At 52.0% G+C, this 25,900-nt stretch carries 14 protein-coding genes; 8 read left to right on the top strand and 6 right to left on the bottom strand.

Annotated elements, in window-relative coordinates:
- Positions 1–23: 23 nt before the first annotated feature.
- A complete protein-coding gene (locus HY774_05225) occupies positions 24–710 on the bottom strand; it encodes a HEAT repeat domain-containing protein (protein MBI4747866.1) in 687 nt (228 codons plus the stop codon).
- 440 nt (positions 711–1,150) lie between these two features.
- Here HY774_05225 and HY774_05220 point away from each other — a divergent pair, with 440 nt between their 5' ends.
- The 5 genes from HY774_05220 to HY774_05200 all read left to right on the top strand — a co-directional run bounded on the left by HY774_05220 (position 1,151) and on the right by HY774_05200 (position 9,675).
- Positions 1,151–4,483, top strand: coding sequence for a PEGA domain-containing protein (locus HY774_05220; protein ID MBI4747865.1), 3,333 nt, complete (start codon positions 1,151–1,153; stop codon positions 4,481–4,483).
- Between the two features lie 139 nt (positions 4,484–4,622).
- Positions 4,623–5,627, top strand: coding sequence for a phosphotransferase (locus HY774_05215; protein ID MBI4747864.1), 1,005 nt, complete (start codon positions 4,623–4,625; stop codon positions 5,625–5,627).
- A 319-nt stretch (positions 5,628–5,946) separates the two neighbouring features.
- On the top strand, positions 5,947–7,080 hold the full coding sequence (locus HY774_05210) for a hypothetical protein (protein MBI4747863.1): 1,134 nt from the start codon (positions 5,947–5,949) through the stop codon (positions 7,078–7,080).
- A gap of 84 nt (positions 7,081–7,164) precedes the next feature.
- Positions 7,165–7,644 carry a MaoC family dehydratase gene (locus tag HY774_05205; GenBank protein MBI4747862.1) on the top strand — a complete coding sequence of 160 codons (480 nt, stop codon included), beginning with the start codon at positions 7,165–7,167 and terminating at the stop codon, positions 7,642–7,644.
- A 261-nt stretch (positions 7,645–7,905) separates the two neighbouring features.
- Complete coding sequence (locus HY774_05200) at positions 7,906–9,675, top strand: SUMF1/EgtB/PvdO family nonheme iron enzyme (protein MBI4747861.1); 1,770 nt, start codon at positions 7,906–7,908, stop codon at positions 9,673–9,675.
- 39 nt (positions 9,676–9,714) lie between these two features.
- On the opposite strand, the gene HY774_05195 is transcribed toward HY774_05200, so the two are convergent.
- On the bottom strand, positions 9,715–10,581 hold the full coding sequence (locus HY774_05195) for an MBL fold metallo-hydrolase (GenBank protein ID MBI4747860.1): 867 nt from the start codon (positions 10,579–10,581) through the stop codon (positions 9,715–9,717).
- A gap of 174 nt (positions 10,582–10,755) precedes the next feature.
- Between HY774_05195 and HY774_05190 the strand changes: the two genes are divergently transcribed.
- Positions 10,756–11,640 (top strand): mechanosensitive ion channel, encoded by an 885-nt coding sequence (locus HY774_05190; protein ID MBI4747859.1) that lies wholly within the window; start codon positions 10,756–10,758, stop codon positions 11,638–11,640.
- 319 nt (positions 11,641–11,959) lie between these two features.
- Here HY774_05190 and HY774_05185 read toward each other — a convergent pair whose 3' ends face one another.
- The 3 genes from HY774_05185 to HY774_05175 all read right to left on the bottom strand — a co-directional run bounded on the left by HY774_05185 (position 11,960) and on the right by HY774_05175 (position 17,507).
- Positions 11,960–13,735: an SLC13 family permease gene (locus tag HY774_05185; protein ID MBI4747858.1), complete on the bottom strand. Its 1,776-nt coding sequence runs from the start codon at positions 13,733–13,735 to the stop codon at positions 11,960–11,962.
- A gap of 360 nt (positions 13,736–14,095) precedes the next feature.
- Positions 14,096–14,788, bottom strand: a complete 693-nt coding sequence (locus HY774_05180) for a DUF92 domain-containing protein (protein ID MBI4747857.1) — start codon at positions 14,786–14,788, stop codon at positions 14,096–14,098.
- 172 nt (positions 14,789–14,960) lie between these two features.
- Positions 14,961–17,507: a PBP1A family penicillin-binding protein gene (locus HY774_05175; GenBank protein MBI4747856.1), complete on the bottom strand. Its 2,547-nt coding sequence runs from the start codon at positions 17,505–17,507 to the stop codon at positions 14,961–14,963.
- Between the two features lie 198 nt (positions 17,508–17,705).
- Between HY774_05175 and HY774_05170 the strand changes: the two genes are divergently transcribed.
- Together HY774_05170 and HY774_05165 are read left to right on the top strand one after the other, a co-directional pair.
- Positions 17,706–18,686, top strand: a complete 981-nt coding sequence (locus HY774_05170) for a zinc-dependent alcohol dehydrogenase family protein (protein ID MBI4747855.1) — start codon at positions 17,706–17,708, stop codon at positions 18,684–18,686.
- 546 nt (positions 18,687–19,232) lie between these two features.
- Positions 19,233–24,659, top strand: coding sequence for a filamentous hemagglutinin N-terminal domain-containing protein (locus HY774_05165; GenBank protein MBI4747854.1), 5,427 nt, complete (start codon positions 19,233–19,235; stop codon positions 24,657–24,659).
- Between the two features lie 189 nt (positions 24,660–24,848).
- Here the strand turns inward: HY774_05165 and HY774_05160 are convergent, their stop codons facing one another.
- Complete coding sequence (locus HY774_05160) at positions 24,849–25,721, bottom strand: SIMPL domain-containing protein (GenBank protein MBI4747853.1); 873 nt, start codon at positions 25,719–25,721, stop codon at positions 24,849–24,851.
- Positions 25,722–25,900: the final 179 nt, after the last annotated feature.

The following is a 25,900-nucleotide window of genomic DNA, read 5'->3' as shown; positions in this document are numbered from 1 at the left end:
AATTCAAGCAACGGAAAATCATTTTACCCCGTTCCCGTGGGGATAGACTCATCATCAGATCCTCCCCAAATTATCCGAAGCGACTCCAGACAATCAGCGCGTACCAGCTCATTCCGATCTTTGACCGCGCCGCGCCGGAGCGCCTTAATGGCCCGGCGGTCGCCAATTTTTCCCAGGGAACGTGCCGCACCGGCCCGGACTAAAAAATCCTCATCGTTGATCATCAACTCACACAGCGGATCAACCGACCTCTTTTCCATCATTTCACCAAGCGCAACGGCGGCGGCATACCTGACCCAATGGTGATCCGCCCGTAAAAACTCGATTAAGGTGCTGGCACATTCCAGCCACTGCAGTTTTCCCAGGGCAAGGGCCGATGAACTTCGCACCAGTGGATCTTTTGAAACCAGGTCGAGTACCAGCGATTTGGCCAGACTTTCATCTCCAAGCGTTCCCAGGGCTTCGGCGGCTGACACCCGGACCCACCAATCCGAGTCACGAAGCGCATTGACCAGCGCCTGAATTGCCCGTCGGTCGCCGATTTTGTGAAGTGCTTCAACCGATTGCAACCGCACCCGTGGGTCAGGGTCTTCCAGAACCTTGATCAGTGCTTCGACAGCCACAACATCTCCGATCAATCCAAGTTTTGCAGCAGCTTCTTCACGGATTTCTGGGTCATTGGAATTCAGGTTTTCAATCAGTGTTGACACAATGGACTCCGAATGGTCGGCGGAAGGGCTTACAGGTTGGCTCATTTTTTCAGCAGGAAGTAGATGGAAATTCGGAAAGTGGTCACATCATATGCAATCAGCATTTTGAATTCAACCATCTGTCTGATGCAGTGCAATCAAGGCCATCAGAATCCTGGGGAACACTTCGGCGAGGTCAACAACGTGCCCCACACATTGACGTACCGATAGCCGTGAAACTACACTCCGGAATAGTTTCGGAAAACAGCACAGCATTGCCGCCATCTCTTTGAATGATGAGTTATGAATGATGAATTATGGGAAAGACCTTCTCTTGAACAACGCGTCGCTCGTTTGGCATCATTCATCCAGCATCGCTCATAGTTTGTCCCCCAATGACAGATTTCTTCAATTTCTAACCAGCGCCACCCTGGTCGCGCACAAAACTCAGACTCACACCTATGCTGGTTTGTCCAAAGTGCAACGCGGTTTACAACGACAAACTCAAGTACTGCAGCGTGGATGGAAACCTGCTGGTCCCAGGATTTCCTGAAACCTACCTGGCGGTGGGGCAAGTGCTGAACGAAAGTTTACGGGTGGTGACGCGCTGGCGGGCTGATCGCCTGGGTGAAGTGTATCAGGCTGAAGAAACCTTTATGAGTGGGAGCTATGTTGCGCTCCGGTTGTTTCGTCCCGGCCTGATCACCAGCGAAATCCGAACGGCCCTCGAAGGTTTGGCTGATTCAATTCGGGGTATTTTGCCGGATCCGGATGTCATTACCGGATACTTCACCGTCGAATTTTCCGACAACCGATATGCCCTGGTTTCAGGGTACGTCCACGGACGATTGCTTGACGATATTGTGATTCAGGAAGCCCCCCTCCCCCCAACCCGGGTGGTTGCGCTCTTGCTGCGGTTGACTGAAATCTGCGCCAATCTGCACCAGGATGGATGGATTCACGGTGACTTGACCCCAGAAAGCATCATTATCACCGGGTTTGATGAAACTGAAGGCTATAGCCTGAAAATTCTTGACTATGGGCTGGCTCGGGTGATTGCCCAGTTTGGCAAACGTTCGCTGTGCGGTCCCACCGGGCATCTGGCCGTCCGCAACTATGAAACCTACCTGGCACCTGAAATTCTCGGGCCGGATCCATCGCTGATTACCCATCGAGCAGATATTTATTCGCTTGGGGCCATGTGCTATCACCTGTTAAGTGGTCATCTTCCTTTCTTTTTTGACCAGCTTGGTATCACGGGCCCCGTCTATATGACCGATGATCCACGCCCGTTGCCGGTGTTGCGACCAGAGCTGGAAGTTCCAACGCGGCTCGAACAGTTGATGCTCCGCATGTTGAACCGGGATCCAAATCTGCGCCCGGCATCAATGGAAGAAATCAATGCGACGCTCCAGGACCTGCAACTTGAAATGTCGCTTGAAATTTCAAAAGCCAAAACGGGCTATTCCGGAATGCGATCAACCGGGATGATTGCCTCCCCAGTACCGGTGGAAAAAGCCAACGCCCCAACCTTGCCGGAACTCACTCCGCCACCGCCAGGAGCACCAGTCGGGCTGAGTGGAACAGGTGCCGCACTTGCTTCAGCCAATCTGGCTTCTTCAGCACAACCGGCCCCCAGCGAAAGCAATTTCCCGATTCCAATTCCAGTTCCGGATCCATCAATTGCCCCCAGAAGCAAAAAATCCAATCCTCTGAACCTGCAAACTTCGCGCATAGATGCCCAGGAACTCAATCAGTTTCAAGCCTCTTTCAATGATCCGCCCACATCTGGAGGGCTGCCCCGCAAACAATCCGATCCTCTCAAAACAGTGGTCGTACCAGCACAATCACTGGCTTCTGAACCTCAAGTTCCGGTCGAAAACCCCAGCCAGCCGATTCCGCCGGCAGCGCCGCCAACCGTGGTAACCCCCATCCAGTCACCAGTTGCGATACCTGCGGCGCCAACGGTCGTGTCATCGCCAATTGCGTTCAAACCGTCGCCGGAAGTCAAAAAATCAATCAGCGGCGAAATGGACCGGTCATCTGATCCGGGGAGGGCAGGCCGATCTGGCAGCCCAGCCACCACCTCTGGCGAACATCGGCTGCCTCCACCTCCCGTGGTTCCAAATCGTTCATCGGCCAAAACCAAACCGGCGGGTCGAGCCCGCTGGATCAATCTGGCCATTGGCGCGGTTTTGCTCGTCGCCATCTCAATCGGAGTGGTTCTGACTTTCTTTAATCGCCCGCTACCAGTCGGAACGATTGTGATTGTCACAGATCCCAAGGGCACCCTGGTCTATCTGGACGACAAACTGCTCAATCCTTCGCCAACCACCCTGAAAAATGTGCCGGTGGGGCCGCATAAACTCAAGTTTGTCAAAGAGGGATTTCTTGAACTGGAAAAAGAAGTCGTGGTTGAAGCCGGTCAAACACTGGAGTTACCAGTTGTCCTCCAACCAATTCGCCCCATACCGCCCCCAGGAACGGGGACACCGGCTGAACGGGTTGATGAATTTTTACGGCTGGCGGAAGACGCTTTTAAACGGACTGATTTTGTCACTCCTGAAAGCGATAATGCGTTGTTTTATGCTGAGGCAGTTCTTGCCATCCAGCCCGACAACGCATCCGCCACCCAAATGCGGAAACGCATCAATGATGCCCTGGCCAAACAGGCTGAGACGGCATTGAATCGAAATGATTTTGCGACGTCCCAGATTGCCTATTCACAACTGGCTGAAAAATTCCCCGACGACCCGCGAGGGGCTGAAGGGGTCAAAAAAGTTTCGACCATGCTCGAACAACGGCGTGGGCAAATCAATGAGTTCCTTGCCAATGGTGAATCAGCCTTTACCAGCGGCAAGCTTTTGGAGCCAGCCGATTCGAGTGCCTATTTCTATTCAGCTCAGGTCATTGCCATTGATCGGCGGAACACACAGGCTATCGCCCTGCGCAACAAAGTGAAAGACACGGTCAAACAACAGGCCGAACAAGCGGCCCAGGGCAATAATTTCCAGCTTGCCCTGACCCAATACCAGAAATTGATCCGGTCCTTCCCGGAAGATAAAAAACTGGCGATTCGATTGCGTGAGATTGAAGGTGCGAAAACCAAAGCGGATGCGGCGCTGGCGGCTGCCAGTTCCCCGAAAAATCTTCAAGCTCAGGGCATGCAGAAATTCCGCGCCGGAAACTATGCCGAAGCGATTCCGGACCTTGAAGCCGCCGTCAATGGCGGTGTTTCCGACACGGAAACCTGTTATGCACTTGGGTATGCCTATCTCAAACGGGGCCAAAGCGGCACCGCCAAACGGTATTTTACCCAGGCATCGCAAACCAACCCGAACCACGGGCCAAGCCTGGCTCATCTGGCGGTATTGACCGAGCAATCCAAAGATATTGAACGCGCCATCACGCTCTATGATCGGGCGATCAAAGCCGGTGGCGGCGGGGATTATTCAGTTGGTGAATTACAACAACGGGTTGATTCGCTCCGAAGCGCTCTGTCCAAAGCCAAGGAACCAAGCCCCTATTCAACGGCAGTCACCAAAGAAGGCGGATTCTTTGGATCCGACACTCCCGGAACACTGTCCGTGAGCGTGTCAGGGGTGAGTTTCCGAGCTGATAAAGGCAAAGACAGCTTTTCTTCCCCATTGAAACAGGTCACCGAATTGCGCGCCGAAGGCGATAAGTTGACGATGAAAGTGGGCGGCAAAAAACACACATTTCGGTGTTCATCAGCCACGAACTTTATTCAAACCTTCAACGCCTGCATTAAATTTACGCAAACACCGAATTAGGGCTGAAGACAACGGGCTTGGGGCTTGGGGCTGAGGGCTGAAGACTTCGGGCTGAAAAATTGGTTTTATTTCATCCCTCATCCTTCATCCCGTATCCCTTCAATGGCTCCGAGCTTGCGAGTCTTCAGCCCCAAACTTTATGAATCCTCGTTTACAAACATTCCTTAACCATTTTTTTTCCGACAGATCACCACAGGTTGATTCCCTGCAGGGAGATGCCTCAACTCGCGCCTATTTCCGAGTCTCCCTTCCAGAGCAAAGCTATATTGCCGCCGTGTACCCGGACAGCTTTTCGCTCCAGGAGTTTCCCTATCTGGTTGTGACACAGTTATTTGAACAATTTGCCGTCCCGGTGCCGCGGATTCATTCCATGAGCGATGTGGAAGGCATTATTCTCCAGGAAGATTTAGGGGATCTGCGATTTCAGGATGTGCTGAATGAGTTAACCCCGGCCAGACTCAATGAACTGTACCGCGAGGCCATCACGCTTCTGGTTGAAATTCAGAAAACCACGGACCAGGCAGTCACTCAGAATTTACTTCCAGCCAGGCTCGCCTTTGATGAGGAAAAACTGTTTTGGGAACTCAATTTTTTCTTTGAGCACTATTTTGGAAGCTATCGCCGGCGCCGCCCACAAGCCGAGTATGAAGCGTTGATTTTAGGCGAACTTTTTGCCCTGGCCCGCCGACTCGCCAGTGTTCCGCGTGTCCTGTGCCATCGTGACTACCATTGCCGGAACCTGATGTACACCGCCAACCGGCTCGTGGTGATTGACCATCAGGATGCCCGAATGGGACCGGCCACCTATGATCTGGTTTCGCTGTTGGGCGATCCTTATGCTCGACTGGATCAAAATCTGCAAACTGAATTGAAGACTTTCTTCTGGGAACAACACACCGCCGCGTTTGGCAACCGAATCTACCCATCCCGCCAGGCATTCGAAGCTGAATACCGGCTGATGATGATTCAACGCATGCTCAAAGCTGTCGGCACCTTCAGTTTTCAGGCGGGTGTTCGGAAGAATCCAACCTACATTGAGTACATTGCACCGGCATTTCAGGCTTCATTCAGCGCACTGGAACTGGTGGCCGATCTGCCGTTTACCCAGGAAGCGGTTGAAACCGCGATCAAAAACGAAGAATGAGGAAAGTGGTGAGTGGTTAGTGGTTAGTACTACAGCGAGGTTTTAATAAAAAACCGAGTTTTGAGCCCAGGAACTGGGCGGCAGGCATGTAGCCCAAGGTGCAACCCTGGGCTACGAGCCAACACTCGCTTCGCAGGTTAAAACCGAAACCTCGCTGTAGTATTAGGAATCAATACTTTCGAAGAAAAGTCAGAAGCCAGGAGCGAATCATGAATCACTACAGCTCTTCAGACAAAGGGACAACACAGCGTCTTTAGACGAGAGAATTTCACGCGGCAACCCACCCGCTCACGCAGGTGGTACTGACCGGGGTTCAATTATGGTTGAGCAACATTCCCCCAATGATGACTCGATGAACCGGTTTTCAACCGTGATCTCCCCTCAGTCAGCCATTCCACCTGGCCCAACACCTCAGTCGCAACAACCTGAGCCAACCTCTGCCCCTGAAGGAATCTGCTTTCGCCATCCCCACCTGGAAGGACAATACTACTGCCCTTCTTGCCTGACCTGGCGGTGTAAGGAGTGTGTGGTCCGCTCACAAAATGTTGCCGTATGCCCTGATTGCGATGTATTTGCCGTCAAGGCCAGTGACTATTATGCGGCCTGGCAACAAGCGGCTGAACAACCCGTCGAACGGTCTTTTTCTGAAGAATTGATCCGGGCGTTTTCATACCCGCTTCGCCATCCGGTGGCAGCGAGCATCACCTGGATTGCCGTTCTGCTTGGAATGACCGCCGGGACATCAACCTATGATCCCGATAGCCCGGCGTTTCAGTACCTTTTGATCGGATCGCTTCAAAACTTTGGGATTCTTGGGTATTTGATCGGATTTTGTATCGCTGAATGTCTCAGCTATAACCTGATGTTGCACCGGTCAGACGGTCGTGAAACCAGGGATTACTCAAAAACAACTGATTCGAGTCAGTTTTTTCAAGGATTTACGCTCTGGCTCGTTGCTGCGGCACTTGGGGTGCTGCCACTCATCATTCACACGTCAATCCCACTTTTTCAGTCAATGGCGGCAGTGATTGTGGATGCAGATGCTCGAAAACTTCCGCCACCATCCATCTGGCATCACCTTGGAACCGGGTTCCTGGTGTTGTGGACCGCAACTATCTACCCACTACTCAAAGTCATTGGCGCCGCCAAACGTGATCCACTTGCAATGGTCAATCCCTTTGTCCTGATGGGCGCCTGGGCAAGTCTCAAGTCCTGGATTTTGCCTCCTTTTGGCCTGATGGTGCTTGAGTTTGTAGCCCTGGTTGTCATTGGCCTGATCATTCACAGCCTTCCGGGAGGTATCATTCTGATGTCGGCTTTACTGACCTATGCCTCACTGGTGGCGTCATGTGCCTTTGGAGTCGCCGTCCACAAAGGATGGGAAACGCTCGATCTTTACTACCAGGAGCCGGAACCAGACTTTTTTAAGCAGACCACCAATAAGAGCGAGTAGTGAGTCGCGAGTCGCGAGTCGTCAGAAAAACAGCCGCATTTCGAGCAAAATTTTACCCTGAAACAATCCCGCAACTTAATAACTATGGAAGAACCTCAATCAAATCAATTACTTGTCGTCGAAAACATCCACGAATTGAAAAAGTATATCGGCCAGGATATTGCCCTTGCCGACTCTTATCACATTGATCAAACCAGGGTTGACCAGTTTGCTACTATTACCGAAGATCGTCAGTGGATTCATACTGACGTGGAGCGTGCCCGCCGCGAATCACCCCACGGCGGAACCATTGCCCACGGTTTTTTGACCCTTTCGCTGCTCAACCATTTTCTTTTGCAGGCAGTAGAAGTCAAAAATGTTCGGCTTGGGCTCAATTATGGGCTCAATTCCGTCCGGTTTCCGGCCATTGTCCCAACCGGAAGCAACCTTCAGGCTCAGGTTCGGCTCCTGTCAGTCGAAGACGTCACGGGTGGCATTCAGGCGGTTTGGAAATTCACCATCACCTGTCAGGGAAATGAAAAACCGTCCTGCGTGGCCGAATGGGTGGTGAGGTACTATGAATGATAGGGTTCAGGGTTCGGGGTTCAGGGTTTTCGAAGCCGGTCACCAGATACGAAATACTACAAAGTGATAATTCCGGGTTGACAGAATTTATTTTTCAAGGTTGACTACAGGGTATGCTCCTTCAATAAATCCAGTGCTCAATCAGATGGATTGACGACTTGCTACTTCGCTACTTCACTATTTCGCTACTTCACTATTTCGCTACTTCACTATTTCGCTACCTCGCTATTTCGCTCAGTCAGCTACTTCGCTCAATACCTTATGCGGAAATGTCCTAAATGCCACCGTGAGTGGGGCGCTACGGAAGAAGTCATCTTCTGTCCCAGTGACGGTGCGCTGGTTACCAATCTCGTGCTCAATGGCAAATATCGCCTCGAAAACCTGCTCAACGAAGGCGGGATGGGGACGGTGTATCGGGCGACACACCTGGCACTGGACAAAACCGTTGCGATTAAGGTCCTTTCACCGCGCCTGCTGTTTAGCGATATTTCCCGAAAACGGTTTCTGCGCGAGGCACGCTACACGGCGGAACTCCAACACGACAACATCATTCAGGTCTTTGATTTAGACGAAGAAAACGGCATTACCTACTTTGTCATGGAACTGCTTGAAGGGCTCGACTTGCGACAAAAAATGCAGCAACAGGGCCGAATGACCTATAACGAGATCGCCCATATTCTGAATCAAACCTGTACCGCCGTTCATGCCGCCCACAGCCGGGGGATTTTGCATCGTGATTTGAAACCAGCCAATATTTTTCTAACGCCCACGGATGATGGACTGGAACGAATCAAAGTCCTTGATTTTGGAATTGCCAAACTGGTCGCTCACGAAACGCAATCATTGACGGCGGATGGCGCGGTGGTGGGGACTCCAGAGTATGTTTCACCCGAACAAGCCTGTGATGAAATCCTCGATGCCCGTTCGGATGTCTACAGTTTAGGGGTGATCTTGTATGAAATGCTGACCCGTCAGGTGCCATTTCGGGCTTCGATGCCGGCGCTCACCCTGCTCAAACACATCAATGAAAAGCCGACACCGTTGCGGAGCATCAATTCCGATATTCCTCAAGCCGTTGAAAATGTCGTGCTCCAGGCGCTCGAAAAAAAGCGCGAACACCGTCAGCAATCAGCCGCGCAACTGGCCCAGGAATTCTCTGAGGCCATCGAGAACTGCGGCACCGTGCTCTATGGTCAGGTGCTCAGCATCCACGAATTCGAAACCATGCTGATTGACCGTGGCCAGCCAACCAGTCAGCGGCGTGGGCGCGCACGGTACTTCACCGAGACCCTGCCGGGCGATATTGCCCTGGAAATGATCTATGTTCCGGGTGGAACGTTTCTGATGGGGTCTCCCAAAAATGAGCCTGGACGCAGTTCGGACGAAGGCCCGCAACATCAAGTTACCCTGTCACCTTTCTTTCTGGGCAAATTCCAGATTACCCAGGAACAATGGCGCGTGGTGGCCGGGCTTCCCAAACAGGTCCGGCATTTAAACCCAGACCCAGCCTACTTTAAAGACCCCAACCGCCCTGTCGAACAAGTTTCCTGGGATGACGCGGTTGAATTCTGTCAACGGCTATCGCACAGCACCGGTAAAGCCTACCGACTGCCAACCGAAGCCGAGTGGGAATATGCCTGCCGGGCTGGAACCACCACGCCGTTTAGCTGTGGCGAAAGCATCACCACCGAAGTCGCTAATTTCAACGGCAGTGGATCATCCGTTTTGATGAGTTCAAAAGGCAAAGCACGCGGAGAAACAGTTCCAGTCGGAAACCTGGGAATGGCCAACAACTTTGGACTCTATGACATGCACGGAAACGTCTGGGAATGGTGCTCTGACTGGTTTAGCCGGTACACGATTGACCCGGTGATTGATCCAAAAGGACCAGCCCGGGGATCAGGACGGGTCAATCGAGGTGGAAGCTGGTTTAGCCTGGCCGCCAATTGCCGGTCAGCCAATCGCGGCAGTCTTTCTCCTGGAAGCAAACTCGCGTATTTGGGTCTTCGCGTTGCCGCCTGCATCCAGTGACTGTCAGTACCACCTGCGTGAGCGGGTGGGCCCACCTACTTACGCAGGTGGTACTGACACTTCGGGATTGAGGGCTTTTGCACGGTATTTCCCTTTTTCCTCAACAATATACGCCATTGGCATATCCTGGTCGTGCTCAAACACATTGAGCCAGCCTTCACGAGCAGCCTGTGGAATGAGCCGCTTTTTGTGTTCGAGGAGTTCGACCGGGTACAGGTCATACCCCATTACCCAGGCAAAGGGAATGTGGGCCGTGGTTGGAATGGTATCGGCCCAGTAAAAAGCGATTTTTCCGGCGGATTCGATTCGCACACACTGAGTGAAATCATTATGGCCACGGATGGGGACCACCGTAATACCTGGGGAGATTTCTTGTTCGCCATCTGAAAATTCCAACTGTCCGGTTGCCACCAGCGGTTCCCAGTTTTCGGGCATATAGCTGGCCCGGTCGCGTTCGTGGGGAGAACAGGCGTGCAAATATTCCTGGCGTTGCACCACATAGCGCGCCTTTGGAAAGGTTGGTTTGAGCGTTCCATCCGCATCTACAAAGGTGTTGCCACCTGCGTGGTCAAAGTGAAGATGGGTATCAATCACCAGAGTGATGTCTTCGACTGAAAGTCCCAGGGTTGCCAGCGATTTCGGGACCGTGGTTTCATGGTGGATCCCATACATTTCCAGGTGTTTGGGCGACCATTTTTCACCAATTCCAGTGTCAATCAGGATCGTTTCATGGGGCGTTCGGACCAGCAAGGTATTTGTTCCCAGCCGAATGCGGTGTTTGTCATCAGGCGGCATCACCCGCTCCCAAACAACACGAGGCACGACGCCAAACATCGCACCACCGTCCAGATAGAAGGTTCCATCCGACACAATATCAAGTTGAAATTCACCAAGTTGAACAGTCATAAGAATAGGGTTTAGGGTTCAGGGTTCAGGGTTTGGCTGTAATCCAAAACGCTTAAATTTTCGTGGATTGGTTTTTCAATCATCTCATCCTGAAGGCTAACAGTCAAACTATTGTAGAATATGGATTTACTAACCACCGCAGGTGATTGACTCATCTCAACGAAAGGAGACACGATGGAAACGTTGATCAAACTGGCTGAGATAATCCGTGAAATATTAAATTTTCCGCTCATTCAGTTTGGAAAAACTCCGGTTACGCCGTGGACGCTCTTGTATTTGATCATGCTGGTTCTGGCGCTGGTTACCTTTTCAAACTGGCTAAAACGCTGGATTGTCAAACGTGCCCTGGCTCGACCATCCATTCACATCGGTGTCCGCGAAGCCTTCGGATCAATTATCCGCTATTTCACCCTCGTCATTGGCCTGATGATGATTATGCAAACCGCCGGAATTGACCTGACGTCAATTCTGACCCTTGCCGGCGCACTGGGAATCGGTATCGGTCTCGGGTTGCAAAACATCACCAATAACTTCGTCAGCGGCCTGATCATTTTGTTTGAACGGCCAATCAAGGTTGGAGACCGCATCGAAGTCGGCAATGTCACAGGCGACGTGGTGACCATTTCGCCCCGTGCCACGACGGTAATCACCAACGACAACATCGCCATGATCATTCCCAACTCGGAATTTATCTCCTCGCAGGTCATCAACTGGAGCTATCGGGATCAACGGGTCCGATTCAATTTTAAGCTGCCGGTGTCATATGAGGTAAAGCCTGAGGCGGTCCGCAAGGTGCTCCTGGAAGTGGCCGCCGAACATCCAGGCGTACTCAAAGATCGCCGGTCGGATGTGTTGATTCACGAATTTGGCGAGAATGGAATCATCTATATCCTTCGGGTCTGGTCGAGCGAATACATCGGCAATCCAGGTGTTCTGCGCAGTGAACTGTTTTATTCCGTGGTGCGAAAGTTTGAAGAGCAAGGCATCGTGATCCCCTTCCCTCAACGTGACATCCATATCCGAAGCGGCGCGGTCGAGTTGAAAGCCAGTGAAAAATGAAGAAAGTGGTTAGTGGTTAGTGGTTGGTTCTTAACCTACGAAGTAGGTGACGGCTCGTAGCCCAGGGCGAGTCTTCGAGCCCTGGGAACCCTGGTCATTCCCCACCTTTTCCCCGCCCGGCCAGCCAGCCGCCTACGGCGGCGGCTGGCCGGGCAGGGAAATTTGGATTGGAGATGACCCGCATCCGGTGGTGGCGCGTCCAAAGCGACGCTGACCACCGGCTCACCGTACTTCATCCCAACGGGGATGAAAACCAAAAAACACTTCAACCCTTCACTGGCATCACTAACCACTAACCACTATGTCTTTTCTTCATTCTTCAGTTGAGCGGCCAGAAAAAGGGCACCAGCCACATCACCACCACAAACATAATGACCGTCAACAATGATCCAATTTTGATGAAGTCAAAAAATCGGTATCGGCCAGGGGTATAAATCAGCACACAGGCTGGTTCAAGCGGGGTCAAAAATGAACACGAAGCTGCGTAAGTGATAGTAATCGCAAAGGTTCGTGGATCGAGCCCAAGGGTTTGAGCAGTTTTGATCGCGACGGGCAACACCACCAGGGCGGCGGCTTGATTCGACATCGGTTGCGTGAGAATCACGGTCAGCAGAAAAAAACCAGCCAGGACGGCTTTCCCGCCAAAGCCTCCGACGTGATGCACAATCCAATCGGCCAGATACTTATCAGTTCCGGTCTTTTCCATGGCTGTCCCAAAACTCATCATTCCAGCAATTAAGACCAGTAACCGCCATTCAATCATTTCATACATTTCCTGGGTCAGCACCGCTCGTGTGGCAACCAAAATCAACACACTCACTAAAACTGCCACTGAAAGCGGAACAATTTGGGTAACGGAACAAACCAGAAAAACGGCGAGTGCGGCAATGGCAAACCGACGTTTTCCGTGGCGGACGGAACGGTCAGTCACATCACTTAACAACAAGTTTCCCTCGGATACAAAGCGTTCAACATTGGCCCGGGTCCCCTGAACCAGCAGCACATCTCCAAACCGTAAGACCAGCCGGCTGATTTTGGACAAAACCATGGTGCTGTGACGGTTGATGGCCAGCACGGTCAACCCAAACCGGTCACGGAATTGCGAAGCTTTAAAGGTACTTCCCACCACGTCTGAGCTACCGAGCAACATCAGTTCAAACAACTCGATTTTTCCTGACTTCAGGTCCTTGTCGCTCAACTTGAAATCGGCTCTGATTTCAATCCCGACTTCATTTTTGATCCGCAGGATGTCCTCCACCCGCCCCTGAACCAGAAGCAAATCCCCACTGGCAATTCGAAAATCGGCTTCGGGAGAAATTTCCTTCGTGTGGTCGCGCACAACTCCAACCACATTGAGATCAAGCCGTTCCCGCAGGTTGGAATCCGCCAGGGTTTTTCCAACCAGACGCGAATTGGGCAACACAATCACTTCAGAAAGATATTCACGAATGTGATATTCCTCAGCTAAAGAAGCTGGTGATTTGTGGTCCGGTAGCAATTTGGAACCGAGTGAAACCATATACACCAGACCAGACCCCACCAGTGCAATTCCAACCGGTGTCAGTTCAAACATTGAAAACGGCTGCATCCCGTACCGCGGGAGTAACCCGCTGACAGCCAGGTTGGTTGAGGTTCCAATCAAAGTGCAAGTGCCGCCAAGAATCGCCCCGAAAGCAAGCGGCATCAACAGTTTAGATGCTTGAATCTGAGCTCGATCCGCCACACCAAGCACAACCGGCAACAGCATGGCCGTGGTGGTGGTGTTTTTTAGTACGGCGGCTGATGCTCCGGCCAGTACCATCACCCAGAGCGTTAATCGGTTGACATCATTTCCAGCCATCTGGTGCAGATGACGGCCCACAGCATCAACGACCCCGGTTTTGACCAGCCCGCCCGTGATAATAAAGAGCCCGGCAATGGTAATGACAATATTGTTCCCAAACCCGGCAAAGGCATCATCAACCGTCAGCGTTTTGGTCACAATCAACACCACCACGATGACAATCGCGACAATATCAATCGGAATCCGCTCGGTTGAAAATAAAACAACCGCCAGAACCAACAAAACCAGAACTATGGCAATCGCTGGAGTCATGGCGGGGCTCCTTCGTTCGTAAATTGGGTTAAGCGGCGAGAGGTGTGGACCTGATGAAATTAGATCTTTTCAATCAATAAGTCGTTCGCAAATGGGATTGAAAAATGACCGCTGCCGGGAGGTAATGCCTGCAGCGGCTCTTCAGAAAAGGAAACTGTCTTTTCACAACACTTATAAAATGCGAGATTATTCCAGTAAATTACAGAATAGCCCATGAAAGCGAAGTCGTGAAGGAGTGAAGGAGTGATTTCCAGTTTTGGCCTGTCAACTCCTAAAATCTTGTGGTTCTGGCTATTTCGCTATTCACGATTTCACTCGGCTTGCTATTTCGCTACTTCACTACTCACTATTTCACTCTGGTCAAATGAGCCAGTAACATTGAACCACAATCGCAGCCGAAGCGGTACAACAGAAATTGACACCTTCGTTATCGAGTAATCCCTGATGTTCAAGCGTTGCGCCGAGGAAACTATCAATCAGATTGCCTGCCATTCCGGCTGCGGCGACAAATCCCATCGCAACCAGTGACGGAAGCAGGCCCATTTTCCAGGCCAGGGCAGCCATTCCCACCGCACACACAACCCCAGTCAAAGTTCCAACCAGCGTAATGGCACCGTTTTCACCAGTCACGACGGGCTTCCAGGTGGTAATCAATCGTGGGTTGCGACCATACACCCGTCCGATTTCACCAGAAACCGTGTCAGAAGCGGCAGCGGCAAAGCTCGCCGCAATCCCCAATGCACACCCAAGATGGGCAGTTGTCAGGCATCCGACCAGCGCCAGAATGCCACCAACTCCAGCATTCGCGCCGGCGTTGCGCCAGGTTCGAGTTTGTTGGGCGACACCGATTTTGTGTTTTCGTTGATATCCAAGTCGTGAAGAGGCTGTCCCAACCGCGAAAAAAGCCATTAACTGAGCGACTCCGCCCCATCCGTAGGCAATAAACAAAGCCCAGGCGATGAGACCACCTGAGATGGCGCCTGACCAGTCCACTGTTCGGGTTGCACGAGCAGTCAGCGCCAGCGTCAATCCGATGAAGAATCCAATCAGCATGTGAATGAAGAGTGAAGAAAGTGGTTAGTGGTTAGTGGTTAGTGGTTAGTTCCTGATTCCTGGTGCTTGGTGACTGGTGTTTCTTCGAAAGTGTTGAGTCCTAAGGGCTAAGGACTAAGGGCCAGGCACCAGGGACTAACCACTAACCACTAACCACTTTCCTCATTCTTGATCAGCCCCTCCCCCGGCGCACGGCCTGACCAATCACTTCAGGAAGTTTGCGCCAGCCGGGGAATGGTTTTCGGTTCGTGGTTGGTTGGTTTGGTTCCTGGGGTCGAGGTGGCATGTTTTCTTCGTCGCCAGGGAAGATCCCTTCTGGGAGCAAAGACGGAAGACCATTGTGGTCGCAATATTCTTCCGGGATGGTGCCGGCAATAAAATAACCGTCAATCGCATTTGGACACTCTTCGGTGGCCAGTTTTCCTGAATCAAGGTCAATTTTGACCTTTTCAACTCCGCTGGGAGCGTCTGGAAACGCTTCGCCCCCCAGGTCGGGACGCAAGGCCAGGGCGCCTTTCATAAAATCAACCCAGATAGGGAGTGCCGCTTCACCACCGGTTATGCCTAATTGACTGTTATCGTCAAACCCGACATAGACCACACAGACCAGATTTGGAGTAAATCCGGCAAACCAGGCATCGCGGCTGGTTCCGGTTTTGCCGGCCAGTGCCTTGGCCCCGACCGCCTGGGCTTTCACGGCGGTCCCGCGGGCAATTGGACCTTCCAGCAAATGAGTCATTACCGATGCGACCGGTGCTGAAATTCCCCGTTCGCGTTTGGGTACGATTTTTTCCAACTGACCTTTGGTATCAATCAAGGCGGTGAAGGGCGCCGGCTCAACCCACATTCCCAAATTTGGAAAAGCAGTATAGGCCCGCGCCACTTCAAGCGGCGTCGCTTCAGTCACACCTAAGGCAACCGAAGGAAATGATTTCAGTTTGGTTGAGCCATCCGGTCGTTTCTCGCGCGGCATGGGTAGCCCGAGTTTTTCGGCGGTTCGGGCCACCTTGTCATAGCCAACGCACTCGGCAATGCGCACCGTGATGGTGTTTTTCGATTTGGTGAGGGCTTCGCGAACGGTAATTTCCTGATTGCTGTAACTGCCCCCAAAATTATCTGGTTCGTACACGCGATCTTCATAGAAAAACTGCTGTTTGGCATCCATAAACAGCGTTGATGGGGTAATCGCGTTTGCAATTTCAGAGCAGCAAGGCAAGCCTTCCCCAGTCATGATGGCCGTGGTGTAGACAATCGGCTTAAACACCGAACCTGGTTGACGATGGGCTTCCGTCGCGCGGTTTAACTGAGTCTTGCTGTAATCGCGCCCACCGACCATGGCCAGGACTTCCCCCGTTTTCGGGTTTAACGCCACCAGCGCCCCCTGGAGCAAATCAGCTTTCGGCCCAAACCCCTTGTTGGTTTTGAGCAACCGGTCAATGCCATCGCGAAATGCCTTGTCGGCCAGCCGCTGCAATTCCATGTCAATGCTGCTGTAAATCCGTAGGGATTGAGACTTTAAGACATCTGTTTTGCCATGTTCCGCTAATTTTTGTTGGAGAAACTCCAGGAAATACGGGGCGTCGGCGTTGCTGCTCACTGTGCGCGATTTGACCCCTAAATCAATATCTTTGACCGCATCAAACTGGGCCTGGGTAATATAGTTTTCTTCGAGCATATCGTTGAGCACCTTGAGTCGGCGGTCTTTGGCCCGGTCGCGGTGCTGAAACGGTGAGTAGTACCCCGGCCCGCGAATAATCCCAGCCATCAAGGCGCATTCCTGTAAGTTCAAGTCCGTCAAGTCTTTATTGAAATAAAATCGGGAGGCTTCCCCAACGCCGTTGATCGAATAGTTGCCGTCCTGCCCCAGATAAATCTGGTTGCAGTACATCTGCATGATTTGCTCTTTTGAGAGTTTGACTTCGAGCAGAATCGAAATAAACGCTTCTTCAATTTTGCGTTTGATGGTCCGCTCAGGTGTCAGGATATAGTTTTTGACCAGTTGTTGGGTGATGGTCGAAGCCCCCTGCACTGTCCCATCTTCGGTTGTGAAGTTGTGATAAATCGCCCGCGCCAGTCCGCGAAAATCAATCCCACGGTGCTTTTCAAAATTGCGATCTTCGACCGCGACAATGGCATTTTTCAGATTTTTGGGGATGTCTTTGTATTCAATGATGGTTCGCTTTTCCTTATTCTGGTTCAGCGATGTCAACAATTCCGGCTCCAGGAAACATTCGGTCAGGCTCTGTTTGGTGTCCAGGGCATAAATGTCTTTGATATTTTCACCAGCAAATCGGAGTCGAATTGGTGAAAAGGCCCAGGCGCCCTGTGCTGAATCCCTGCTCGGGGTTATTTCCAGGGTGTCTCCTTTGGCTATGTACTTGCCCCGATTGGCGTCACCTGTTTTTTCAGGGTTGAGGTACCCGGCCCGATCCAAATGAGCAATAATCTGTGATTTTTTGATATTCGAATCAGTCGAAACACGAAACGGTGCGGCATAAATACCGCTGGCCCGGACAAAGACTTTTCCTTTGAGCGTATCGTCAATGATCTTGGAATAAATCTGGTAGTAGTATCCAAACGCTCCCAATCCAACCAACACCAGCAAACTCAGCAAAAACACACGGCGCGGCGTAAACATCCGCCGCCAGAAACTTTTGCGTCGAAACCGTGCTTGTGATGGTGGCACGCCAGGTGCACCGGCCTGATAACTGCTGTTCATACTTCAAAAACACCTTGGAGAGTTATACAAATTATGAATTATGAATTATGAAAAAAAGGAATCATTTTGTCATTCACTGGGACCACCAGTTCATAATTCATAATTGCGCTGATTGGTTTTGCATTCTGTACCGCGCGCACGCGATACGAATGTTTCACTCTACAACCGACAACTCCCAACTGACAACCATCAAAAACTATGAAAGCAGCTTGTTTTTCTCAATTTGGTCTTCCGCAGGAAGTCCTCAAAATCGAAGAACTTCCAATTCCTCAGCCAGGGCCGGGTGAAGTCTTGATTCGTCTCCAGTCGCGCCCAATTAACCCAGCCGATCTCTTTCAGATAATGGGGATCTATGGCATTAAACCGCAGTTGCCAGCCGTCGGCGGAATGGAAGGTGCTGGCGTCATTGAACAGGTTGGGGATGGCGTTGAGCTAAAACCTGGCCAGAAAGTCGTGCCCTTGAAAACCGGTAGCGGCACCTGGCAGGAATATGTCGTCGCCAAAGCCGTTCAGGTGATTCCAGTTCCAGATGAACTGCCGGTTGAGACGGCTTCGACCGTGGTGGTCAATCCGTTATCGGCCTATCTGATGACTCGTGAAATAATGAAGGTGCCCGCAGGTGAGTGGCTGGTTCAAACCGCGGCTGGTTCGGCACTTGGGCAAATGGTCATCCAACTTTCAAAAGTGTACGGCTTTAAAACTATCAATCTGGTTCGCCGCCGCGAGCAGTTTGACGAACTGACCGCGCTTGGTGCAGATGCCTGTATCTGTACTGCTGATGAAATCATCTCGCCACGAATTCAGGAAATCACTGACGGTAAGGGCGTTCAATTCGCCATTGATGCCGTCGCCGGCAAAATTGGCAGCCAGGTGGCCAATGCCCTGACCGTTGGTGGCACGATGCTGGTGTATGGCGCCCTTGATCAGGAAGGTCTCTTGCTCAACCCCGGTTCAATGATCTTTAAACAGTTGACCATCAAAGGGTTCTGGCTCAGTCGCTGGATTGCCGAAGCCACCCCGGAACAACGGCTGGGGTTAATCCAATCAGTGCTTCCACTGGTGATGAGTGGGAAGATTCAGTCTCCGATTGCCGCCCGCTACAACCTGGATGACATAACCCAGGCCGTCACGCATGCTCAACACGCTGCCCGTGGCGGGAAAATCCTAATTATTGGGTAAAGACTTGCCGGTAAAAGACTTCATCAATTTCTCACCACGGCGGGATGCAAAGGAGCACAGAGTTTTAAGAAATGATTTTCCTCTGTGCTCCTCTGTGTCCTCTGTGGTGAAAGCCTATTTTTTTAGACGGTCCATTTTTTTAATCCCCACTTTCGTCACAGGAAGCTAGATTTTTCAAGCACTCAACTGATGAAGTTCTTGACGAATCCAGATTCCTTTGACTATGGTTAAAGCCCTCTACTTCACCTTATTTTCACCTCAAAGTTCAAATCTCTCGCTGGAATCTGCAGACATCTGTCAACCGTCCTCAGTTCTGACCGGTAAGATGTCGCACTGAGTCCCTGCCAGCCCAGATTGGAGAGTGGAACCAACCTCAGTTCCACGGCTGTCCGCATCGTTTTTTTGACTCGATGTTATTTCCCGCACCCGGACAGGTAGTCTCCTATGATCTCGTTGTTGCCTTCCCTTCGATCATTTACACCATCCATTTTTCAATTCCAGTTCACCCGGTTCCCATTATTACAAGTGTTTTTCAGTTTTCTTTTGATGACTCTGGCGGCTCTCGGCGCCTGGCAAAACCGCCCGGTCAAAGCCAATGAACATCACGCCGGACCTACGGCTCAACCCTTTATCTCCAAATCCCACGCCGTTCAACCAACCTCCCGACTCACAACACCTGGCATCCTGGCAGGAGAAAACCTGTTCTTTTGTGTGGATCAATTTGAAGTCAATCCCAATGGACGGGCACTCGAATTTGACCAGAAGCAGCCGGATGGTCACCCGATTCGTCGAGTGTGGATTGTGGTCACTGGAACACTGCCCAGTCAGATCAGTGGACGACTTGTCACCCGAGAGGCTTTCCCAAAGGCCGATATTTGGATTATCAACCCCAACGGAGTCACATTCGGCAAGGACTCCGGCGTTGAGATCGGTGGGTCTCTCTTCGTTTCAACTGCTGATGTGGTGGAATTTGCAAATGGGACACGGTTAAATCTTTCTCAACCTGTCCCAATATCAGATGAACCAGTGGCACTTCGGCTCAAGGCTGGAAACAACACCAAAATTCAAGTTCATGGGAACTTGAGCGTGTCGGCTCATCAAAGCCTAACGCTGATCGCCAACCAAATCGAACACTCTGGCACTATCGAAGCCCCGGCAGGAACGGTCAATCTAATTGCCCAGAGCCAGGGGTCAGGGGTCAGGGTTCAGGGGTCAGGGATTCAAATCGAAAACCAGCGAGCTCCACAGGTGAATAGTGAGTTGGGTGGAGCGCTGGAACTTCGTGGAACGGTTGATGTTTCAGCTACGGATGGCATTGGCGCTGGTGGCGAAGTCAATCTGATTTCACCAATAACCGATATGTTGGGAACGATTCAGGCCAATGGTTTTTCTGAAGGCGGGAAAGTCACACTGACTGGCTGCAAAATGCTTTGGGCCGGGCAAATCCACGCGGATGCCACTGAGGGCGATGGCGGCACGATTTCGATTCAACTCACTGAACGCGGCATCCAAACCGACCTGGCCAGAGGAACAACCCTTGGCGGCCAGCACGGCAACGGCGGCACCATCTTGATCCAAACCGGCTTTTCCCTGTCCCCTGTCCCTTGTCCCCTGTCCCCTGGTCTCTTTCTCTCCGGCTCACTCGTCGTTTCCGCCAGTCACCTTGGGCAAAAAGGCGGGCATATTTCCCTGCTCGGAAACCGGCTGGATCTGGTTGATGCCCATTTAGAAGCCAATGGCCCCGCTGGCGGCGGAATCATCGAACTCGGAAAACAGAATGAAGAATTGAGAATGAAGAATGAAGAATTCCAAGCCACTTCCAGTCTTCGAATTGAAATAAACCCATCGAGCCGATTACTGGCCGATGCCGTGACTAACGGAGATGGTGGAAACGTGCGGGTGTGGTCTGAAAAAGAAACCATCTGCACGGCACTGATCAGTGCCCGAGGTGGAAGCCACGGCGGAAATGGCGGCTCGGTTGAAGTTTCAAGCCGAAATGGAGTCTCCCTCAACGGCGAAGTCAACGTCAAAGCCCAGTCAGGCACAAATGGAAAGTTCCTGCTGGATCCAAAAAATATCGTGGTGGATAACGCAAGCGGGGTCTTTCCACAATTTACACTGGTTGATCCAAATCCGGGTGGCACAAGCGCAAGTCTTTTTGTTCAAGCCTTGAGCAATGGAAATCTTGTGGTCAGTAAACCAGATGATAATTTTGCGGCCAGCGGTTCAGGTGCAGTGTATCTCTACAATGGATTGACTGGCGCCTTGATCAGTGCGCTTCGAGGCAGTAGCGCCAATGATCAGGTTGGAAACGGGGTGGCTGAACTCCTCAGCAATGGAAACTTTGTCATTCGAAGTCCTTTCTGGGCCAATGGATCCGCCACTCAGGCTGGTGCTGCCACCTGGGGAAGCGCCAGCACGGGTGTCAGCGGTGCTGTTTCCGCCACCAACAGTCTCATCGGAAGTACCACTGGGGATCGGGTCGGCAATCTCACCACCAATCTGACGAATGAAAATTATGTGGTCGGCTCTCCATTGTGGGACAACGGCTCGGTGGTGGATGCCGGCGCCGCCACCTGGGGGAATGGCACCACCGGCACGACTGGCGTGGTCAGTGCGACCAACAGCCTGGTTGGGAGTTCCACCAGTGATCAGGTCAGTAGCCGGAGTATTTTTGCCCTCACCAATGGCAATTATGTGGTGGATAGCCACCTTTGGAACAATAGCCGGGGCGCCGCTACCTGGGGGAATGGCACGACTGGAATTACAGGAGTAGTCAGTGCTGCCAATAGTCTGGTTGGAAGCACTGCAAATGATCAGGTCGGCTCTTCGTTTGTTTTTGCGTTGTCGAATGGGAACTATGTCGTCGCCAGTCCAAATTGGGCGAATGGTGCGGCGACCCAGGCTGGTGCGGCGACCTGGGGCAATGGCACCACGGGTATCACCGGACTGGTTTCGGCTGCCAACAGCCTGGTTGGTGGTCAGACCGGCGACCAGGTTGGGCTCCTGACCCGAAGTTTAATGAATGGAAATTACACCGTGTCGAGTTCCCGCTGGGATAATGGATCAACCGTGGATGCCGGTGCGGTCACACTTGGCAATGGAACAACCGGCACCACGGGCCTCGTCACATCGTCAAACAGCCTGGTGGGCAGTTCGCCGGGTGACCTGGTTGGGTCAAGTTTTATCCTCGAATTAACCAACGGCAATTTTGTCACGAGAGCGCCCTTCTGGAGGAACGGCTCAGTCACCAATGCCGGGGCGGTTACGCTGGTCAATGGCGTGACTGGACTCACCGGCCCAGTGACGCCTGCGAATAGCCTCGTTGGGACAACGATGAATGACGCAGTTGGATTTTCTCCGGCGGTTGCCCTGACAAATGGAAATTATGTTGTCGCCAGCGTCTTGTGGAGCAATGGGTCAGCGGCTGATGCCGGGGCGATCACCTGGGGAAATGGTGTGACCGGCGTGACCGGGCCGGTGACGGCGACAAACAGTCTGGTCGGAATCACAACCAATGATCGAGTTGGCCTGGATGGGGTCTTTGCCCTGAGCAATGGCAATTATGTCGTGTGCAGTTCTAGTTGGGACAATGGCGGCACCGTTGATGCCGGTGCGGCCACCTGGGGAAATGGCACGACTGGAATTACTGGGCCCGTTTCTCCATCCAACAGCCTGGTTGGAACATCACCTGGCGACCAGGTGGCGAAGGGGGCACCGTTGCTCTTAACCAATGGCAATTATGTCGTACGCAGCAATTTATGGGACAACGCCTCGATTGTGGATGCGGGTGCCGCCACCTGGGTCAATGGACTGACTGGACTTTCCGGACCAGTCACAACATCAAATAGCCTCTTTGGAACCACAGCCAATGATCAGGTTGGCAGCAATTTTGTCCAGGCCCTGAGCAATGGAAATTTTACCGTGGTCAGTACGCTGTGGGACAACGGATCCGCGGTTGATGCGGGTGCCGTGACCTGGGGCAACGGCACAACTGGAATCACCGGCCCGGTCAGCCCAGCCAATAGTGTGGTTGGGTCAACCACGGATGACCAGATTGGGTTTGGTTCAATTATTGCTTTGAGCAATGGAAATTATGTCATTCAAGGGCCGAAATGGGATAACGGTTCAACCGTGGATGCCGGCGCCGCGATCTGGGTCAATGGATCAACCGGGCAAACCATCAACGGGATCAATACCATCAGCGCCCAAAACAGCATTATCGGCGCCGTTCCAGGTGCCGCCGGACTGGTCTTTGGGTTCTTTGAAGATGCGGTCAACGATAGCTTTTTAGTTTCCCTGAGCAATGATCCACCCAGCGGACGAATCACCGTCGGAGTACCCAATCCGAATCAATTGACCTATAACCGTGGACAGGCAGCCACCCTGACGATCACGGCGGATTTTCTCAAGCGAACTCTCGATGCTGGAACCGATGTTGCCCTGCAGGCCAACAATGACATCACCATCAACAGCCCGCTTTCCATCGCTGCCGCCGGTGGAGACCTGACCCTTCAGGCAGGTCGGAGTATCACGGTCAATTCCACACTTTCTGCGGTCAACAGCGACATCAACCTGCTGGCCAACCAGCCGGCCTCAACCGGAGTCGTGAATGCCCAACGTGACACGGGTGCGGCTATCATCACGGCTTCAGCACCGATCAATCTTGGAACCGGACGGTTTACCGCTCGCATTGACAATGGTTCTGGGCTCACGAATCAAACCAATGGCGCCATCACCCTGAGTACCGTTACCGCCAATCGAATCACGATCACCAACAATGGACCAACCGCTGGAGCCGGGCGTGTCAGGATTACAGGCACGATCACCGGAGGTGCCTGCAATGGTGCCAGCCTCTGCACCGCCGGTGGCGGAGGAGGTCAGGTCACGATCAATCATCCAAATAGCGGTGTGGACTTTCTCATCGGAGATTCAACCACCAATGGCACGGCAGGTACGATTGTGACGGGAACGGTCACCGTGGCGGCTCCATTTACCGTGATGAATGTTCCAGGAACATTTTCACAAGGAAATGTCAGTATCAGTCCTGGTCAAACGTTGATTCCACCGGGGTTGCAAGCCCTTTTAATGGTTGCAGATACCATCAATAACCGGGTGCAGCAGTTTGACGGCACGAACTGGTCAGTCATCGGAGTTGGAACGGTTGGCTCAGGTAACGGTCAGTTCCGTCAGCCTGAAGCGGTCACCTTTGATAGTGCTGGTCGGATTTTTGTGGCTGACACCGGCAATGATCGAATTCAGTTCTCAACCGATAGCGGTGTGACCTGGGCCAATTTCGCCACGGTTGGTTCGGGATTGAATCAGGTTCGTGCGCCGCAAGGACTGGCACTTGATTCAGATGGCAACCTGTATGTTTCCGATACTGGAAATGGACGGGTGATGCGCTTTAACGGAGGCATTCCCGGCAGCAGCATCGTGATTGCCACTAATGGCGCCGGAGGCGGACAGGTCAGCAGCCCGCGTGGCTTGATCGTTGACAACACCTTCCGGCTCTTCATCGCGGATGAATCCAACAGCCGGATCTTGCGCATTCTCAATGCCAGCACCACAACCAGCGGAACGAGCGGGGCAATCATTGCCTCGCAAGGCACAGCCTTAAACAAAGTTAAGAATCCACAAGGAGTTACAGTTGATCTGACAACGGGAACGCTCTTTATCGCAGACACTGGAAACTCGCGAATCTTGAGTTTTCCCAATGGAAACGCCAACAACGCGTCTGCCATTGCCCTGACAGGTTCGCAGTTGGGACAGGTCAATAAAGCTGAAGGAGTTACCGTCAGTTTCTTTACGGCTGGACCATTTGCCGGAAACGTCCTGCTCGTGGTGGGCGATACCTTCAACAATCGCATCCAGGGGAGATTCCTCCCCAACGGCGCCTGGTCGCTGGTTGGTACTCCAAACAACATCGGAAGTGGCATTGGCCAGTTCCGCAATCCGAGTAAGATTCGGTAAGTTTTTTTAGGGCTCAGGATTCAGGGTTGAAAAGACATAAAGGACATAAAGGACATAAATTCGAAAACCCTGAACCCTGAACCCTGAACCCTGAACCCTGAACCCTGAACCCTGAACCCTGAACCCTGAACCCTGAACCCTGAACCCTGAACCCTGAACCCTGAACCCTGAACCCTGAACCCTAGAAAATCAGTCCACCCGATATATCACTCTCAAAAACACGGTGAATTGAATCACCGGCTCTAACACCACCGGGTTGATCACCGTGTCAAAGCCATCAGCATTCAAAGGGTTAAAAAACACGGTCTGGCTTTTGCGCGCTTCCTGAGTGTCAGCCGAATAACTGACGGCACCTGATTCATAGGCTGTATAGGTGCTGTACAGTTCTGCCGGGTAATAGACACTGTATTTTTCCATATCAACCTGCATTCGCGAGCCAACTTTAATGCCAAACAACGTGCCATACCGGGCTTCTTTGTCCTTGATGACTTTTTGAGCGGCTTCGAGCAACGCGTTTTTAATTTTGCTGACATCCTTGACGATGTAATCCACCTTCACCAGATCGAAAACTCCTGCGGCACTCGCATTGGCCACAATCTGGTCAAACAGGTCGCTTTTGGTGTAGTGAACCGAAACCGTGCGTTTGGCTTCGAACCCGGCGGCTTTTTCTTTAGCGATACCTTTGGAAAGGTTGAAATCATAGATTCGGTTTTGTGTGGTGTAATCCACAAAAATATCAGCCTGATTGATTCCTAAACTCTTCATCCGGCTGGAGAAATCGGCAATTTTCGCATCCAGTTTCTGACTGCATTCGGCTGGAGTTGCCGCTTCTTGAGTCACACCAAACATCGCGACAAATTCTTCGGCTTTGACATTTATCAGGATATTGGCATCAACGAAGAGATGATCGCGGTCTACGGTTGGGCGTCCGTCTGACACCATCGGCTGAACATTGCGTTTCGATCCTTGATTTTGAGGTGAATAGGTTTGATTGCCCGAAACCTGGGCGGCAACAGGCAACATTCCGAACAAAATACACAGTGTGACAAATAGAATTTTCATAAGAGCCTCTTTGGAATGTGAGATTTGGCGCTGGAGACATCGGGTTGAAGGCATCGGGCTGAAGAAATTGGGCTGAAGAAATTGGTTTTATTTCATCCCTCATCCTTCATCCCTCATCCCTCATCCCTTCCTTTGCTCCGAGCTTGCGAATCTTTCTGCCCCAAGCCCTGAGCCCGATG

This window comes from Acidobacteriota bacterium (assembly GCA_016208495.1).
GTDB lineage: Bacteria > Acidobacteriota > Blastocatellia > Chloracidobacteriales > Chloracidobacteriaceae > JACQXX01.
Note: the sequence above shows the minus strand (reverse complement) of the source record. Positions and strands in the feature narration are given on the sequence as shown.